The sequence below is a fragment of the Mycolicibacterium fallax genome (assembly GCF_010726955.1).
In the GTDB taxonomy this organism is placed as follows: Bacteria; Actinomycetota; Actinomycetes; order Mycobacteriales; family Mycobacteriaceae; genus Mycobacterium; species Mycobacterium fallax.
Window position 1 is genome coordinate 2,656,105 of record NZ_AP022603.1, and the last position, 15,510, is coordinate 2,671,614.

Here is a 15,510-nt window from a genome sequence, read left to right on the forward strand (position 1 = left end):
CCGGGCGCCCACCGGCGGGGTGCGCATTCCGCGGGGACCGTGCGCGCGCACCTCGACGGGTGTCTATCGTGGCGAGCATGGACTTCGCACCCTCGGACCAGGCCCGCGACTATCAGGACCGTCTCACCGAGTTCATGGTGGACAAGGTGTTTCCCGCCGAGGAGTCCTACGACGCCTACCGGGCCGCGGCAGGCCCGAATGACTTCACCGTGCCGCCGGTGGTCGAGGAACTCAAGGCCGAGGCCCGCCGCCGCGGACTGTGGAACCTGTTCCTGCCGTCGGAGTCGGGTCTGAGCAACCTGGAGTACTCGCCGCTGGCCGAGATCTCCGGCTGGTCCACCGAGATCGCCCCGGAGGCGATGAACTGCGCGGCGCCGGACACCGGGAACATGGAGACCCTGCACCTGTTCGCCACCGAGCAGCAGCGCCGCGATTGGCTGGAGCCGTTGCTGGCCGGGGAGATCCGCAGCGGATTCTCGATGACCGAGCCCGCCGTCGCCTCCAGCGATGCCCGCAATATCGAAACGCTGATCACCCGTGACGGCGACGAGTACGTCATCAACGGCCGCAAGTGGTGGACCTCCGGCGCGAACGACCCGCGCTGCAAGATCCTGATCGTGATGGGCCGCACCAACCCCGATGCCGCCCCGCATCAGCAGCAGTCGATGGTGCTGGTGCCGATCGACACCCCCGGGGTGCAGATCCTGCGCTCCACCAGCGTGTTCGGCTGGCAGGACCAGCACGGCCACGCCGAGATCGTCTACGACAATGTCCGGGTCCCGGTGGCAAACCTGTTGGGCGAGGAGGGATCCGGCTTCTCCATCGCCCAGGCCCGGCTGGGCCCGGGCCGGATCCACCACTGCATGCGCGCCATCGGGGTGGCCGAGCGCGCGCTGGCACTGCTGGTCGACCGGGCCAGCAGGCGCATCGCGTTCGGCAAGCCGCTGGCCGAGCAGGGCATGGTGCAGCAGGCGATCGCGTTGTCGCGCAACGAGATCGATGCGGCGCGGCTGCTGTGCGAGCGGGCCGCCTGGACCATCGACCTGCACGGCAACAAGGCCGCCCGCAACCAGGTCGCCCAGATCAAGGCGGTCGCCCCGCAGATGGCCTGCAATGTCATCGACCGGGCGATTCAGGTGCACGGCGCCGCCGGGGTCAGCGATGACACCGTGCTGGCCCGGATGTACGGCTGGCAGCGCGCCATGCGGATCTTCGACGGCCCCGACGAGGTGCACCTGCGCGCCATCGCCCGCGCCGAGCTCGGCGCGGCCAAGAGCCCGCTGGCCGCCGCGGTGGTCGCGCCGTGACCGATCTGCTCAGCGGCGCGTGGAACTTTCGCGACGTCGCGCACTCGACGTCGGGCGCGATCCGGCCCGGGCTGCTGTACCGGGCCGGGGAGCTGACCCAGCTCGACGACACCGGGTTGTCCCAGCTGCGGGAGTTGGCGGTCACCGACGTCGCCGACCTGCGCAGCCCGCCCGAGGTGGCCCAGCACGGCGCCGATCTGGTGCCCGCCGGCGTCGTCGTGCACAACCTGCCGTTCGTCGAGGTGGTCGCGTCGGTCGACGCCGAGGCGCCGCACGAGCACGCCTTCCAGCGCCTGATGACCGAGAAGCCCGACGACGAGTCGATGAAGGACGCCGGGCGGCGCTACATGGTCGAGGAGTACGCCCGGTTCGCCACCGCCGAGGGTGCCCAGCGCGCGATGCGGCAAACGGTCGCGCTGCTGAGTTCGGGTGCCGCGGTGCTGACGCACTGCTTTGCCGGCAAGGACCGCACCGGGTTCTCGGTGGCCGTCGTGCTGGAGGCCGCCGGGATCGACCGCGACACCGTGATGACCGACTACCTCGCCAGCAATGCCGCCGCACCGCAACTGCGCGCCCAGATCATGGAGCGCATCCGGATCCGGTTCAACGGCGAAATCCCCTCCGACGCGGCGGAATTCACCGAGGCACGGCTGTCCGACGACGTGCTCGGGGTGCGCCCGGAGTACCTGGATTCCGCGCTCGGCCGGATCGAGGCCGACTTCGGCTCGGTGCCCGGCTACCTGCACGCCGCGGGCATCACCGACGAGCAACTCGCCGCGTTGCGCACGCAGTTGCGCGGTTAGCGCATCGCGGGGCTCAGGCGGCGGGCGCGGCCTCGCGGTGCACGCGGTGCCGCACCCACCCGCGGTGACCCCAGCGCGCTCCGGCGCGGTGTGCTGCCGGTGCACCCACGCCCCGCGCCACCGCGGGCCGCTCGCGGCCGGCCCGCGCCGGCCGAGCATCGGGCCCGTCGGTCGGCTCCGCGGGGTCCCGGGTCGCCGCGGCGTCCCGAACCTTCCTGGTGATCGCCGCCGCGGGGCTGGCCGGCGGCTGCGCCGCCGCTTCGTCGGACCCCGCTTCGTCGGACGCCGCTTCGTCCGACACAGTAGCGTCGGCCAGTTCCGGTGTGCCGCCGGCCGGTTCCTGCGCGCCCGCCGGTTCCTGCGCGCCCGCCGCCGCCGCCGCAGCCCGGCTGTGGGGCGCCAGCACCGCCCGGAGCCGCGGAAGCTCCGGTGCGTCCCGGTCGAGCAACCGCGCTCCGGCCGACCCACGCAGCAGCATGGCGCCGCGCTCGGCAGGCGGCTCGGCGACAGCCCGATCCCCGGCAGCCGGACCCTCGGCCGGCGGCTCCCCGGCCGGCGGCTCCCCGGCCGGCGGCTCCCCGGCCGGCGGCTCCTCGACAGCCCGGCGCTGCCCGTCCGCCGCGACGCTGGCCGGTGCCGGCCCCCCGACCGCGGCGGGCGCCAAGGCCGCCAGGTCCGACCACTGGAACTGCGGCACCCCGAACGGCCCGGTCTTCGCGGTGCCCAGCGGCCGGAACCCGGGGTTGCCGGAGGCCGTCGCGACGGCGTCGTCGATGCCGGTGGCCAGGGCGATCCCGACGGTGATCGCGTCACGCAGCGGGCTGAGCCGCAGCAGCCGGGCCGGGGTCGGCGCACCCGGGGAGATGGACCGGTCGTAGCCGAGTTCGATGATCGTCCGCAGCGGCGCGTCCAACCCGGCGTACAGCGGCGCCAGCGCCGCGTTCACCTCGGCGGGCAGCACCCCCTGCAGCACGCTCAGGATCGGCAGCGTCGCGGTGGGGATCAGCCAGTACCTGGTGTCGCCGTAGCTACCCTGGTCGATGAAGCCGGCCGGGTCGACGTCGTAGTAGTTGCCGTGCACGGCGAAGATGCCGGCCAGCGCATTGAGGTCGGCCAGCAGGTTCAGCGGGTAGAGCGGAAAGTCGGAGTAGCCGTCGTACTGGCGGGAGTAGTCGGCGGTGGCGAACTTGCAGCCATTGGCGCAGTCACTGTCGGTGGGGGTGGCCCCGTCGAAGCTGATGCCGAAGAACGGGATCGACAGCCCGGCGAACCGCTCCAGAATGCCGCCGTTGGGGCGGTTCGGGTTGCCGATCAGCACAAAATCCAACGCCGGCACGGTGGCCCAGTCCCCGGCGGCGTTGTGCGTGGCGATCAGTGCCCGCTTGAGATTCGTCGCCACCCGCGCGCTCTGCGAATACCCGAAGACCAGGAAGCGCTCCGCGCCGTCCGGCGAGCTAGCGCCGGTGGCGGTGGTGTTATACGTGCAGGCTCCGCGCGCCGCGCACCCGGCCAGATTCACCAGCCCGGTCTGGGTCGACTCGTCGAAGGTCAGCTGCTGGTTGGGCAGCGGCCAGAACTCCTCGGGGGTGTAGACCGCCACCGATCCGGCGTAGCTGTCCCCGGCACGCAGCGACGGGGTGATGTAGGTGTTCTTGGTCCAGCCCAGGTACCAGGACGTGACGGCGTCCGGGGTGGCGACCGGGCCGGTGTTCAGCAACGGCATCCCGGTGCCGCCCATCACCAGCGCCGTCACCGCCGCCAGCGGGGTGACCGCCGCGACGACCACCGTCCAGGCCGCCGCCAGCGCCGCCGACACCGCGACCGCCAGCACCGTGAATACCCGAAATATTGACCCCATCGCGCGGCCCCCCGGCCCGCGGAAATCCCCGACTCCCCAATCGGGCACAGCGGGCCGAATCGCCCGGTGGGGAACTGCTCAGCGCAGCGTAGAACCGCCGACGCCGACTAGGTGGCAAATAGCCGGAAACTCACAGGTTTCACCAGACGGTCACCACAACCAGCCAGGCGATCGCCGACAGCAGAGCGCCGGTGAAGTCCACCCCCACCGACAGCGCAACGCCGCGCAGCGCATGCACGGTGGACACCCAGGCCCGACGCAGATCCCGGCGCAGCACCAGCTCCGCCGCGAACACCCCGAGCACGAACCCGATCAACAGCCCGATCACCGGGATGACGAAGAACCCAATCACGCCGCACACCGCACCGATCGCCAGGATCGACATCCGGACGTCGGCGGCGCGCATCCGCTTGACCGGCCAGGTGTACTTGATCACCTCGGCCGCGACGAACAGCGCGGCCGCGATGCCCAGGGTCACCCAGCCCACGGTGCTGCGCTCAATGATCGCCCAAACCGCGATCGCGCCGAACACCAGCAGCCCACCGGGCAGCACCGGCAGCAGAATGCCGACCAGTCCGACGGCGATGACCAGCCCGACCAGCACCAACCCGAGCGCGCTCACCGCACCCCCCTCACCTGCTGATCGCCGACCGGCGGCCCGCCGGGCGGGTCAGCGCATGACCTGCCCGGCGCGCCCCAGAGTTGTTTCACCTCACCGGCTTTCACCGGCCGACGATCGGGTCACTGCAGGCTGAAGGTGGCCTGCTTGGCCTCCGACAGGTCGTCGATCTCCGACCAGCGGGCGGCGATGTCGTCGACCGACGGCGGGTTGGTGAAGGTGACGCCCTCGTTCTGGAACAGCGCGGTGCGCTGCACCTTGCCGCCACCGACGATGAACACCGACGCCGAGTCCGGCACCTCCTCGGTGCACAGGTAGCCCACCACCGGCGCGACGTACTCCGGGGTGAGGTTCTTGAGCACCTCCGGCGGCAGAATGTCCTCGGTCATCCGGGTGGCGGCGATCGGCGCGACCGCGTTGGCCTTGATGTTGTACTTGGCGCCCTCCTGGGCGAGGGTGTTGATCAGCCCGACCAGGCCGAGCTTGGCGGCACCGTAGTTGGCCTGGCCGAAGTTGCCGAACAACCCGCTGGTCGAGGTGGCCACCACGATCCGGCCGAAGCTCTGCTCGCGGAAGTGCGGCCAGGCCGCCCGGATCACGTTGTAACCGCCGTACAGGTGCACCTTGAGCACGGCGTCCCAGTTCTCGTCGGTCATCTTGTGGAAGGTGCCGTCGCGCAGGATGCCGGCGTTGCTGACCACGCCGTGCACCGCACCGAACTCCTCGATCGCGGTCTTGACCATGTTGGCCGCACCGGCGGCCTCGGCGACGCTGTCGTAGTTGGCCACCGCGCGGCCACCGGCGGACTTGATCTCCTCGACCACCAGGTCGGCCATGTTCTGGCCGGCGCCGGTGCCGTCGCGGGCACCGCCGAGATCGTTGACCACCACGGCCGCGCCCTCGCGGGCCAGCGTCAGGGCGTACTCGCGGCCCAATCCGCCGCCGGCGCCGGTGACGATTACAACGCGATCTGAAACTCCGGGCATGACTTCCTCTCTGATGGGTGCGCGGCGCGGGCGGTCAGAACAGCCGGCGCGCCAATTTCCACGCCCTGTCTGTATACGGGGGGTAGACCAGGGCGGCGAAGTCGGGTCGGCTCGGCTTGGTCAGCACCGTCTTTCGGTGGCTGAACTCCTCGAAACCGTGCCTGCCGTGGTAGGCGCCGATGCCCGACGGCCCGACACCGCCGAACGGCAGCTTCGCGGTGGCGAAGTGGAAGAGCAGGTGGTTGACCACCATGCCGCCGGCGGACACCCGGCGGATCACCTGCTCGCGGATCGCCTTGCTCTTGGTGAACAGGTAGGCGGCCAGCGGCTTGTCCCGGGCGTTGACGAAGGCGATGGCCTCCTCGACGGATCCGACCGTCAGCACCGGCAGGATCGGCCCGAAGATCTCCTCGGTCATCAGCGGCTCGTCGACCGACGGGTCGACCACCACGGTCGGTTCGATCTCGATCTTGGCGGCATCGGACCCGCCGCCGACGGCGACGCGGCCCTCGGTGGCGGCCAGCGCCCCGGTCAGCCGGGCGAAGTGCCGCTCGTTGACGATTCGCTTCCCGCCGGTGTTCTTGGCCTCGAACTTCGCCACGGCCTCGGCCATCTTGTCGACCAACCGGTCGCGCACCGACTCCTCGACCAGCACGTAGTCCGGCGCGATGCAGATCTGCCCGGAGTTGATCAGCTTGGTCCAGACGATCCGCTTGGCGGCGACGTCGATGTCGGCGTCGGCCGCCACGATCACCGGGCTCTTGCCGCCCAATTCCAGCGTCACCGGGGTCAGCTGCGCGGCCGCGGTCTGGTACACCTTGCGGCCGATCTCGGTGCCGCCGGTGAAGCAGACCCGGTCGAAGCCCTGCTCGATCAGCTGCTGGCTGACCATGCCGTCGCCCTCCAGCACCACGATCGCCTCGTTGTCCAGGTAGCGCGGCACCAGCTCGGCCATCAGCGCCGACGACGCCGGGGCCACCTCCGAGGGCTTGAGCAGCACGGTGTTGCCCGCGGCGATGGCACCGACGGCCGGTCCCAGGGTCAGCGCGAACGGGAAGTTCCAGGCGCCGATGACCAGCACCGTGCCGTAGGGCTCGTACTCGATCCAGCCGCGGCCGGGCAGCTGGGACGGTTCCAACAGCCGGTGCCGGCGCCTGGCCCACTTGCCGACGTTCTTGGCGGCGTCCTTGGCCTCGTTGATGGTGGTGCTGACGTCGGCCAGCCAGCCCTCGAACGGGCTGCGGCCCAGGTCGATCTCCAGCGCGTTGAGGATCCGGGTCTCGTTGTCGGCCACCATCCGGGCCAGCGCGTTGAGCTGTTCGCGGCGCCAGTCCAGCGACCGGGTGCGGCCGGAGGCGTGGGTGCTGCGCAAACCGGCGACGATGGCCGGGATATCGACGTCGGTGCCGGCGGCATCGGTGGTGCGGGCGGTCATGGGGCTTCCTCCTGCCCCGGCCCAAGGCCGGGTCGCTGTGGTGCTGCCCATCGTAGGCAACCCACCGATCGGTTGGTAGGGCCAACGCCCCACCGCCGATCGGTCAGCGACGCTCTGCGGTGACGAACAGCGAGAAGGCGTCCTCGTCGACCTCGCCGTCGAGGGTGCCGCGGCCGTACCGCGCCATCTCGTCGAGCGATCGGACCGCGGCGGCCGTCCAACCGTTCGCGTTGAGCCAGCCGGCCAGCTCGGCGCGGTGCTCGTCGTGGTAGATCAGGTCCCCGATGTCCAGTCCCGGCGACACCCCGAGAATGTCGGTGACCTTGCGGAACCGGGCCCGGGCCGCGGCGCGGGCCTCCTCGCTGCGGGTGGTGGCGGTCTCGGCCGCGACCCGGCTGCCCGGCGCGCTGAGCGCTCCGATGTTCTCGAACAGCCGGTCCTGGGCCTCGGCCGGCAGGTACATCAGCAGCCCCTCGGCCAGCCAGGCCGTCGGACGGGACGCGTCGAACCCGGCGGCACGCAGCGCGGCCGGCCAGTCGGCGCGCAGGTCGACCGGCACCTGGGCGAGTTCGGCGGTGGCCGCGACGCCGTTGCGGGCCAGCACGGCCGACTTGTACTCCAGCACCTTGGGCTGATCGATCTCGAAGACCGTGGTTCCGGCCGGCCAGTCCAACCGATAGGCGCGCGCGTCCAGGCCCGAGGCCAGGATCACCACCTGCCGGATCCCCGCGTCGGTCGCGGCGGCGAAGAACGCGTCGAAGAAGCGGGTGCGCACGGCCTGATATCCGCGCATGTGCCGGGCGATGCCGGCCACCTCGGCGTCGATGTCGGCGAGCTGGACGAGCTTGTCGTCGGAGAGCAGGTTCTCCGCCCACAGTCCGGGTCCGGCGCCGGAGACCAGCAACTCGGCGTGCGGATCGTTGATCAGCGGATCCGCCGCGGCGGTTTCGGCCGCCCGGGCGGCGGCCACCATCACCGCGGTGGTGCCGACGCTGGTCGCGATGTCCCAGCTGTCGTCGTCGGTGCGAAGTGCGCTCACGGGATTTCCACCTCCGGGTAGTGCGGTTCTGCTAGCCATGCTAACCAGCGGGCGCACCTGGGGCGACGGCGGTTCCGGGAGCCTTTCGGCAGCGGAGCCTCAGCGGAGGACATATGGTGCGTTGTCATGGCAAGCGTCGTTTCTAGGGAGGCGTACTTCGACACCGGGCTCGAGGTATTGGCCGACGCAGGCTTCGGGGGTCTCAAACTGGCGGTGGTCTGCAACCGCCTGGGTGTCACAACCGGATCCTTTTATCACTATTTTTCCAACTGGGGTCACTACACCCGGGAGCTGATCGAGCACTGGGGGCAGTCGACGCACAAGCGGGTGGCCGCGCTGCAGGCCATCACCGACCCGACCGACCGGATCCGCAAGATCACCCACGTCGGGCTGAACCTGCCGCACGAGGCCGACGCCGCGATCCGCACCTGGGCATCGGTGGATCCGGAGGTACGCGCCGCCCAGGTCGAGGTCGATTTCGAGCGGTTCGAGGTGATCCGGACCGCGGCGCGGGAGATCGTCCGCAACGACCGGCAGTCCCGGATCTTCGCCGAACTGGCGGTGTACCTGCTGACCGGCTACGAGCAGTCCACCCTGCCGCACCAGAGCGAGGACCTGGCCTGGATGTTCAACCGGTTGATCGACGACCTGATCGGCGGCCACTGGGCCGAGCCTTCCTCGCCGGAGGTCGTCACCGACGGCGCCGAGCCGGCCTGATCAACCCCGCTGCCGCACCGGCCGGCTGGCGCTAGGTTGAGCGGATGCGCCTGCCGCGTCCGGTCCGCCGGCTGCTCGACGCGCTGACCGAGCGCGATCCGGAGTACGACGCCCGCCGGCGCGCCGCCCGGGCCGGGCTGATGATCCCGGTGGCCGCCGCGCTCGGCATCGCCTTCGGCACGGAACAGACCACGATGTACGCCATCTTCGGCGCCATCGCGCTGCTCATCGTGGTGGACTTCCCCGGCACCCGGCCGGGCCGCGCGGTCAGCTACCTGACCCTCGGCGGGATCGGCGCCGGGCTGATCGCGCTGGGCACCGCGGTGGCGCCGCACCCGGGGCTTGCCGTCGCGACGATGTTCGCCCTTGGCGTGGCGGTCACCTTCTCCGGGGTGCTGAGCGCCTCGGCGGCCGCCGCGCAGCGGGCCATCCTGATGACGTTCGTGTTGCCGGTCTGCACCCCGGTCGGGCCGGTCCCCGACCGGCTGCAGGGCTGGGCCATCGCGCTGGCCGTCAGCCTGCCCGCCGCGCTGTTCGTCTTCCCGCCGCGGCACCACGACAAGCTGCGTCGGCACTGCTCCCGGGTGTGCACCGCGCTGGCCGACCGGCTGGAGGGCCGCGCCGATGCCCGCGCGGTCAACGCCGCGATGAACGCGTTGTTCGCGCACTACGTCAACGGGGAATTCCGCCCGGTCGGGCTGACGGCGGGCAGCCGGGCGCTGGTCCGGGTCGTCGACGACCTGGGCTGGCTCACCGACCGGGTCACCGGCGACACCGCTGCCGCGCTCGGCGCGGTGGCCGGGCCCGCGGTGCGGGTGCTGCGCGAATCGGCGCTGCTGCTGGCCGATCCGCGCAACCGGCGCCACCCCCCGGACCGAACCGGCCTGGTCACCGCCATCACCGAGTTGCGCGACGTCTCGGCGGGCAGCTACCGCGAGGCGATCCGCGACATCCTCACCGAGCCCGACGACCGGGCGGCGGTCGCGGTGGGCCGGCGACTGCTGGAGCGCCGGACCTTCGGCGCCCAGGTGGGCGCCACCGGACGACTGATCAACCGGGCCGCCGCGGCCGACTCCCGGCCGGTGCTCAGCCAGGTGCTGGGCCGGGGCATGCCGGCCGCCCGCGCCTCGGACTGGGTGCTCTCGGAGATCGAGGCGGTGGCGCACATGCCGTCGGGCTACCTCAGCGGGCGCTCGGTGGTGGTCCGCAACAGCCTGCGCACCGGTCTTGGCCTGGCGCTGGCGGTGGCCACCACCCAGCTGTTCCCGGTGCAGCACGGATTCTGGGTGGTGCTGGCCAGCATCTCGGTGCTGCGCAGCACCGCCCTGACCACCGGCACCACCGTGCTGCGCGCGGTGCTCGGCACCTGCGGCGGCTTCGCGGTCGGCGCGGTGCTGATCGAGCTGCTCGGGGTCAATCCGGTGGTGATGTGGCTGATGTTGCCGGTGGTCGCCTTCCTGGCGGCGTTCGTGCCCAAGCTGTGGTCATTCGCGGCCGGCCAGGCCGCGTTCACCATGCTGGTGTTGATCGTGTTCAACCTGATCCACCCGTCGGGCTGGCAGGTCGGGCTGCTGCGGATCGAGGACATTCTGGTCGGCGGCACGGTCGGCGCGGTGGTCTCCACGCTGCTGTGGCCGCGCGGCACCGGCAATGCCGTGCAGCGGGCCATCCGGGCGGCCTCCGACGTCGGCTTCGCCTACCTGCGCGCGGCCGTCGGCCGGATCACCGGCCGGACCGACCCCGCGGCCGTCGCCGCCCTCGGGGTGCAGGCGCTGGCCGCCGCCAGCACCCTGGACGACGGCCTGCGCCAGTACCTGTCGGAAAGCGGCGGGCCGGCCGACATCCGGACGCCGATCATCCAGGAGACCAACCGGGTCACCGCGCTGCGCGCGGCGGCCGATCTGATCGCCGACATTCCCCGGCCACCGGCGCCGGAGGCCTACCCGGGCACCCGCGCGGTGCTGGACGACTTCGCGACTGCGGTGTGCGATCGCGCCGGGGACCCGGTGGCGTTCACCGCACATTTCGTGACGGCGCTGCGCGCCGAATCGGCCGAGGTGGGGCGACCGGTCACCGATGCGTTGCCGCTGGTGTCGGTCGCCGCCAACCTCGGCGAGCTGGCAGTGCTCTATCCGGAGCTCTATCCGAAGCCCTACCCGGAGCGCTGACCGGTCGCCCGGTGCGGCCGCAGTGCGCCCGCCGGGATCGCCCCGAACCGGCCCGCCTGGTAGTCCTCCAGCGCCTCGATCACCTCGGCCTTGGTGTTCATCACGAACGGCCCGTAGTGGAAGACCCGCTCCCGGATCGGCTTACCGCCCAGCAGCAGCACCTCCAGGGCCGGCCGGTTGGCGTCCTGGGTTGCGGCGGCGTCCACCGTGATCCGGTCGCCGGCGCCGAGCACCGCGAGTTGGCCCTGCTCGATCGGGTGGCCGTCGGGTCCGACGCTGCCCCGCCCGGACAGCACGTAGACCAGCGCATTGAAGCTCCGGTCCCAGGGCAGGTTCAGCCGCGCACCGGGTTGCACGGTGGCGTGCGCCACGGTGATCGGGGTGTGCGTGACGCCGGGGCCGCGGTGCCCGTCGACGTCGCCGGCGATCAGGCGCAGCAGCGCGCCGCCGTCGGCCGAGGACAGCAACCCGGCCTGCTCGGCCTCGATGGACTGGTAGCGCGGGGCGGCGAACTTGTCGGCGCGCGGCAGGTTCACCCACAGCTGCAGGCCGTGGAACAGGCCGCCGCTCTCGACGAGTTCGGCGGGCGGGGTCTCGATGTGCAGGATGCCCGACCCGGCGGTCATCCACTGGGTGGCGCCGTCGCCGATCAGCCCGCCGCCGCCGTGCGAGTCCTGGTGGGCGAACTGCCCGTCGATCATGTAGGTGACGGTCTCGAAGCCGCGGTGCGGATGCCAGTCGGTGCCGCGCGGTTCGCCCGGTTCGTAGTCGACCTCACCCATCTGGTCGAGGTGGACGAATGGGTCGAGGTCGGCGGCGGACACCCCGGCGAAGGCCCGGACCACCGGGAATCCCTCGCCCTCGATGCCGCGCGGGCCGGTGGTGATGGATCGCACCGGCCGTTCGGCCTGGTCGGGGGTGGCCGCGGTGATCCGCGGCAGGGTCAACGTGTCGGCGGTGATGGCAGGCATCGGATTCCTCCTTGAATTGAGAACTACCCCAATCAACCGGACTGCGGTCCGTTTATTCCCGGATCAGCCGAGCAGGGCGTGCGCGGCGGCGCGCGCCTCCGCGGCGCCGGCCGCGGCCAGCACCGCCGCGGCCGCCTCCTCGCACTGCGCGAGCGATACCGCGGCGAGCCGGGCGCCCACCGCGGGGACCGCGGCCGAGGCCGCCGACAGCGAGGTGACGCCCATCCCGGCCAGCACGCAGGCCAGCAGCGGGTCGGCCGCCGCCTCCCCGCACACCCCGACCGGCTTACCCGCGGCGCGGCCCGCGGCGGCCGCCACCGCCACCAGTGCCAGCACCCCGGGCTGCCAGGGGTCGGTCAGCGCCGCCAGCTCGGCCGACATCCGGTCGGCGGCCATCGTGTACTGAGCCAGATCGTTGGTGCCGACGGACAGGAAGTCCACGTGTTCGAGGATCCGGTCGGCCAGCAACGCGGCGGCCGGGATCTCGATCATCACCCCGGGCCGCAGGCCGTGCGCCCGGGCCCGCTCGGCGAAGTCCCGGGCCTCGGCGGGGGTGGCGATCATCGGCGCCATCACCCAGGGCGCCACCCCGGCGAGTTCGGCGGCCCGGGCGATCCCGGCCAGCTGACGGTCCAGCAGGCCGGGGTTGGCGACCGCGATCCGGATGCCCCGCACCCCGAGCGCCGGGTTCGGCTCATCGGCGTGTCCGGCGAACTTCAGCGGCTTGTCGGATCCGGCGTCCAGGGTGCGGATCACCACCTTGCCCGCCGGGAAGGCCGCCAGCACCTCGGCGTAGATCTGGGCCTGCTCGGCCACCGACGGTTCGGTCTCCCGGTTCAAGAAGCACAGCTCGGTGCGGAACAGCCCCACCCCCTCGGCCGGGGTGTCCGCGGCGGCCCGGGCGGCGGCACCGTCCTGCACATTGGCCAGCACCTCGACGCGGTGGCCGTCGGCGGTGCCGCCGGGTCCGGCCCAGTTCGCCAGCGCGGCGGCGGCCCGCTCGGCCGCCGCAACCTCGGCCGCGGCCCGGGCCGGGTCCGGTTCGACGACGACGACCCCGCGGGTGCCGTCGATCAGCACCATCGTCTCGGCCGCGACGCCGTCGAGCCCGGCCACCGCCACCACGCACGGGATGCCCAACTGCCGGGCGATGATCGCGGTGTGGCTGGTCGGCCCGCCCAGGCTGGTCGCCAGCCCGACCACCAGCGACGGGTCCAGGCCCGCGGTGTCGGCGGGGGCCAGGTCGTCGGCGCACAGGATCGACGGCGTCGCCGGCACCGGCACGCCGGGCTCGGGCAGGCCGAGCAGTTCGGCGGTGACCCGGTCCCGGATGTCGCACAGGTCGGTGACCCGCTCGGCCATCAGTCCACCCGCCTTGGCGAACATCTCGGCAAAGAAGGCGACCGAATCGTGGGTGGCCCGCGGCGCCGGGACGCCCGCGGCGATGCCGCTGCGGGCCCGGCTCAGCCAGGCCTTGTCCAGGGCCAGTTGCGCGGTCGCCGCCAACACTTCCGCGGCCACGCCGGTGGCCGCCGCCGCCCGGTCGCGCAGCCGCGCGGCCACCGCCGCGGCGGCGGCATCGAAGCGGGCGGCTTCGGCCTCCCGATCGGCGGCCGCCAGCTCGGCCAGCCCGGCCAGGTCCGGCTGCGGCGCGCGGCCGGGCCGGATCACCGGCGCGTAGCGCACCCCGGAAACGACGGGGACTCCGGCCAGTGAGATGGGTGGCGTGACGATGTTCATGTGAGCCAGATTACAAGAAACTCTTGACAAAGCAACACATTCACGATTAAAACAACATATATCCAAATGAATCAGGCGTAATCCAACCGGCCCGGCCGCCAACGGCGGGGCGTCGACAGTCCGGAGCACCGTGTACCCCGAAGAACGTCAGCAGGCCATCGCCTCGACCGTGCTCGCCCGCGGGCGGGCGTCGGTGACCGAGCTTGCCGAGGCCTACGCGGTCACCACCGAAACGGTGCGCCGCGACCTGGCCGCGCTCGAGCGCACCGGGGTGCTGCAGCGGGTGCACGGCGGCGCGGTCCCGACCCGCGCGGTGCGCCTGGTCGAACCCGGGGTCAGCGAACGCGAGAGCACCCACGCCGAGGCCAAGGCGGCCATCGGCGCCGCCGCCGCCGACTTCTTTCCGCCCGACGGCGGCACCGTGCTGATCGATGCCGGCACCACCACCGCGCGGGTCGCCGACCACATCCCCACCGACCGGCGGCTGTCGGTGGTCACCAACAGCATCCCGGTCGCGGCCCGGTTGTTCGGGCTGCCCACGGTGACGCTGCACCTGCTCGGCGGCCGGGTCCGCGCCCAGACCCAGGCCGCCGTCGGCGACGCCGCAGTGCGGATGCTGGAGACCCTGCGGGTCGACGTCGCGTTCCTGGGCGCCAACGGCGTCACCGTCGAGCACGGCCTGTCCACCCCGGACAGCGAGGAGGCCGCGGTGAAGCGCGCCATGGTCCGCAGCGCCAACTACGTCGTGGCCGTCGCCGACTCCGCCAAGCTCGGCCGGGAATCCTTCATCGGCTTCGCGCCGATCACCGAGATCGACGCGCTGGTGACCGATCGCGGCATCGCCGACGCCGACCACCGGTCGCTGACCGCCGCGGGCGTTGAGGTGGTGCTCGCGTGATCCTCACCGTGACCCCGAACCCCAGCATCGACCGCACCATCACGCTGCCGTCGGCGCTGGTCCGCGGCGCCGTCCAGCGGGTCGAGGCGGTCTGCGCCGAGCCCGGCGGCAAGGGCGTCAACGTCGCCCGCGCGCTGACCATGGCCGGGGTGGACACCGTCGCCCTGCTGCCCGCCGGCCCCGGCGACGCCTTCCTGACGCTGCTGGCCGGCACCGCCGTCCGACACGCCACCGTGACCGCCCCGGGCATGGTGCGCACCAACCTCACCCTCACCGAACCCGACGGCACCACCACCAAGCTCAACGAGCCCGGCGCCGTGCGCGACGCCGGCGACACCGCCGCGCTGACCGAGGCGGTGCTGGCCCGGGCCGGCGGCGCCGACTGGGTGGTGCTGTCCGGATCGCTGCCCCCGGGCATGCCGGTGACCTGGTACGCCGACATCACCCGCCGGCTCACCGGCGCCGGTACCCGGGTCGCCGTGGACACCTCCGACGCGCCGCTGGCCGCGCTGGCCGCCGGCTTCACGGCCGCCGCGCCGGATCTGATCAAGCCCAACGCCGAGGAGCTGGCCGGGCTGGTGGGCGCCGACCCCGCGGCGCTGGAGTCCGCCGCCCGGCACGGCGATCCGGGGCCGGTACTGGCCGCGGCGGCCCAACTGGTGGACCGCGGGGTGAGCGCCGTGCTGGCCACCCTCGGCGCAGCCGGGGCGGTGCTGGTCAACGCCGACGCCGCCTGGCTGGCGGTGCCGCCGCCGATCGCCGCGCGCAGCACCGTCGGGGCCGGGGACTCGTCGCTGGCCGGCTACCTGCGGGCCGAGGTCAGCGGCGCCGAACCGGCCGACTGCCTGGCCATGGCGGTGGCCTACGGCAGCGCCGCCGCGGCACTGCCGGGCTCGGCGCTGCCGGGCCCCGAACAGCTGGACCCCGCCGCGGTCACGGTCACCGCACTGGCCGGCCGCCGATCCTGAA

13 protein-coding genes are annotated in these 15,510 nt (G+C 72.5%); 6 read left to right on the top strand and 7 right to left on the bottom strand.

What is annotated here, in order from left to right; all coding sequences use genetic code 11:
- The first annotated feature begins 77 nt into the window (after positions 1–77).
- A complete protein-coding gene (locus G6N10_RS12670) occupies positions 78–1,307 on the top strand; it encodes an acyl-CoA dehydrogenase family protein (RefSeq protein ID WP_085098656.1) in 1,230 nt (409 codons plus the stop codon).
- The gene (locus G6N10_RS12675) at positions 1,304–2,110 is read left to right on the top strand and encodes a tyrosine-protein phosphatase (RefSeq protein WP_085098659.1); all 807 of its coding nucleotides are present in this window, start codon (positions 1,304–1,306) and stop codon (positions 2,108–2,110) included. The genes G6N10_RS12670 and G6N10_RS12675 overlap by 4 nt, the downstream gene beginning before the upstream one ends.
- 13 nt (positions 2,111–2,123) lie before the next feature.
- Here G6N10_RS12675 and G6N10_RS12680 read toward each other — a convergent pair whose 3' ends face one another.
- From G6N10_RS12680 to G6N10_RS12700, 5 genes are all read right to left on the bottom strand, one after another.
- Positions 2,124–3,968, bottom strand: a complete 1,845-nt coding sequence (locus tag G6N10_RS12680) for a PE-PPE domain-containing protein (RefSeq protein WP_085098662.1) — start codon at positions 3,966–3,968, stop codon at positions 2,124–2,126.
- 139 nt (positions 3,969–4,107) lie between these two features.
- Positions 4,108–4,590 carry a DUF456 domain-containing protein gene (locus tag G6N10_RS12685; RefSeq protein ID WP_085098665.1) on the bottom strand — a complete coding sequence of 161 codons (483 nt, stop codon included), beginning with the start codon at positions 4,588–4,590 and terminating at the stop codon, positions 4,108–4,110.
- 119 nt (positions 4,591–4,709) lie between these two features.
- The gene (locus G6N10_RS12690; protein ID WP_085098668.1) at positions 4,710–5,573 is read right to left on the bottom strand and encodes an SDR family oxidoreductase; all 864 of its coding nucleotides are present in this window, start codon (positions 5,571–5,573) and stop codon (positions 4,710–4,712) included.
- Between the two features lie 34 nt (positions 5,574–5,607).
- Positions 5,608–7,008, bottom strand: coding sequence for an aldehyde dehydrogenase family protein (locus G6N10_RS12695; RefSeq protein WP_085098671.1), 1,401 nt, complete (start codon positions 7,006–7,008; stop codon positions 5,608–5,610).
- Positions 7,009–7,111: 103 nt separating this feature from the next.
- Entirely contained in the window at positions 7,112–8,047 is a 936-nt protein-coding gene (locus G6N10_RS12700) for an SAM-dependent methyltransferase (RefSeq protein ID WP_085098674.1), read from the bottom strand.
- Between the two features lie 126 nt (positions 8,048–8,173).
- On the opposite strand from G6N10_RS12700, the gene G6N10_RS12705 reads away from it, so the two are divergent.
- Positions 8,174–8,764 (top strand): TetR/AcrR family transcriptional regulator, encoded by a 591-nt coding sequence (locus G6N10_RS12705; protein ID WP_085098677.1) that lies wholly within the window; start codon positions 8,174–8,176, stop codon positions 8,762–8,764.
- A 44-nt stretch (positions 8,765–8,808) separates the two neighbouring features.
- A complete protein-coding gene (locus tag G6N10_RS12710; protein ID WP_085098679.1) occupies positions 8,809–10,932 on the top strand; it encodes an FUSC family protein in 2,124 nt (707 codons plus the stop codon).
- On the opposite strand, the gene G6N10_RS12715 is transcribed toward G6N10_RS12710, so the two are convergent.
- Together G6N10_RS12715 and G6N10_RS12720 are read right to left on the bottom strand one after the other, a co-directional pair.
- Positions 10,917–11,903, bottom strand: coding sequence for a pirin family protein (locus G6N10_RS12715; RefSeq protein ID WP_085098682.1), 987 nt, complete (start codon positions 11,901–11,903; stop codon positions 10,917–10,919). The two genes, G6N10_RS12710 and G6N10_RS12715, sit on opposite strands and share 16 nt — an antisense overlap.
- Positions 11,904–11,966: 63 nt before the next feature.
- Positions 11,967–13,643, bottom strand: a complete 1,677-nt coding sequence (locus tag G6N10_RS12720; protein WP_085098685.1) for a putative PEP-binding protein — start codon at positions 13,641–13,643, stop codon at positions 11,967–11,969.
- A 130-nt stretch (positions 13,644–13,773) separates the two neighbouring features.
- On the opposite strand from G6N10_RS12720, the gene G6N10_RS12725 reads away from it, so the two are divergent.
- Together G6N10_RS12725 and G6N10_RS12730 are read left to right on the top strand one after the other, a co-directional pair.
- Positions 13,774–14,541: a DeoR/GlpR family DNA-binding transcription regulator gene (locus tag G6N10_RS12725; RefSeq protein ID WP_085098688.1), complete on the top strand. Its 768-nt coding sequence runs from the start codon at positions 13,774–13,776 to the stop codon at positions 14,539–14,541.
- On the top strand, positions 14,538–15,509 hold the full coding sequence (locus G6N10_RS12730; RefSeq protein WP_085098691.1) for a 1-phosphofructokinase family hexose kinase: 972 nt from the start codon (positions 14,538–14,540) through the stop codon (positions 15,507–15,509). The genes G6N10_RS12725 and G6N10_RS12730 overlap by 4 nt, the downstream gene beginning before the upstream one ends.
- Position 15,510: the final 1 nt, after the last annotated feature.

Bases quoted from the DNA above. Each gene is read 5' to 3' on its own strand.
- G6N10_RS12715 (WP_085098682.1), bottom strand. From the start codon at position 11,903: ATGCCTGCCATCACCGCCGACACGTTGACCCTGCCGCGGATCACCGCG.
- G6N10_RS12680 (WP_085098662.1), bottom strand. From the start codon at position 3,968: ATGGGGTCAATATTTCGGGTATTCACGGTGCTGGCGGTCGCGGTGTCG.
- G6N10_RS12690 (WP_085098668.1), bottom strand. From the start codon at position 5,573: ATGCCCGGAGTTTCAGATCGCGTTGTAATCGTCACCGGCGCCGGCGGC.
- G6N10_RS12705 (WP_085098677.1), top strand. From the start codon at position 8,174: ATGGCAAGCGTCGTTTCTAGGGAGGCGTACTTCGACACCGGGCTCGAG.
- G6N10_RS12710 (WP_085098679.1), top strand. From the start codon at position 8,809: ATGCGCCTGCCGCGTCCGGTCCGCCGGCTGCTCGACGCGCTGACCGAG.
- G6N10_RS12670 (WP_085098656.1), top strand. From the start codon at position 78: ATGGACTTCGCACCCTCGGACCAGGCCCGCGACTATCAGGACCGTCTC.
- G6N10_RS12720 (WP_085098685.1), bottom strand. From the start codon at position 13,643: ATGAACATCGTCACGCCACCCATCTCACTGGCCGGAGTCCCCGTCGTT.
- G6N10_RS12695 (WP_085098671.1), bottom strand. From the start codon at position 7,008: ATGACCGCCCGCACCACCGATGCCGCCGGCACCGACGTCGATATCCCG.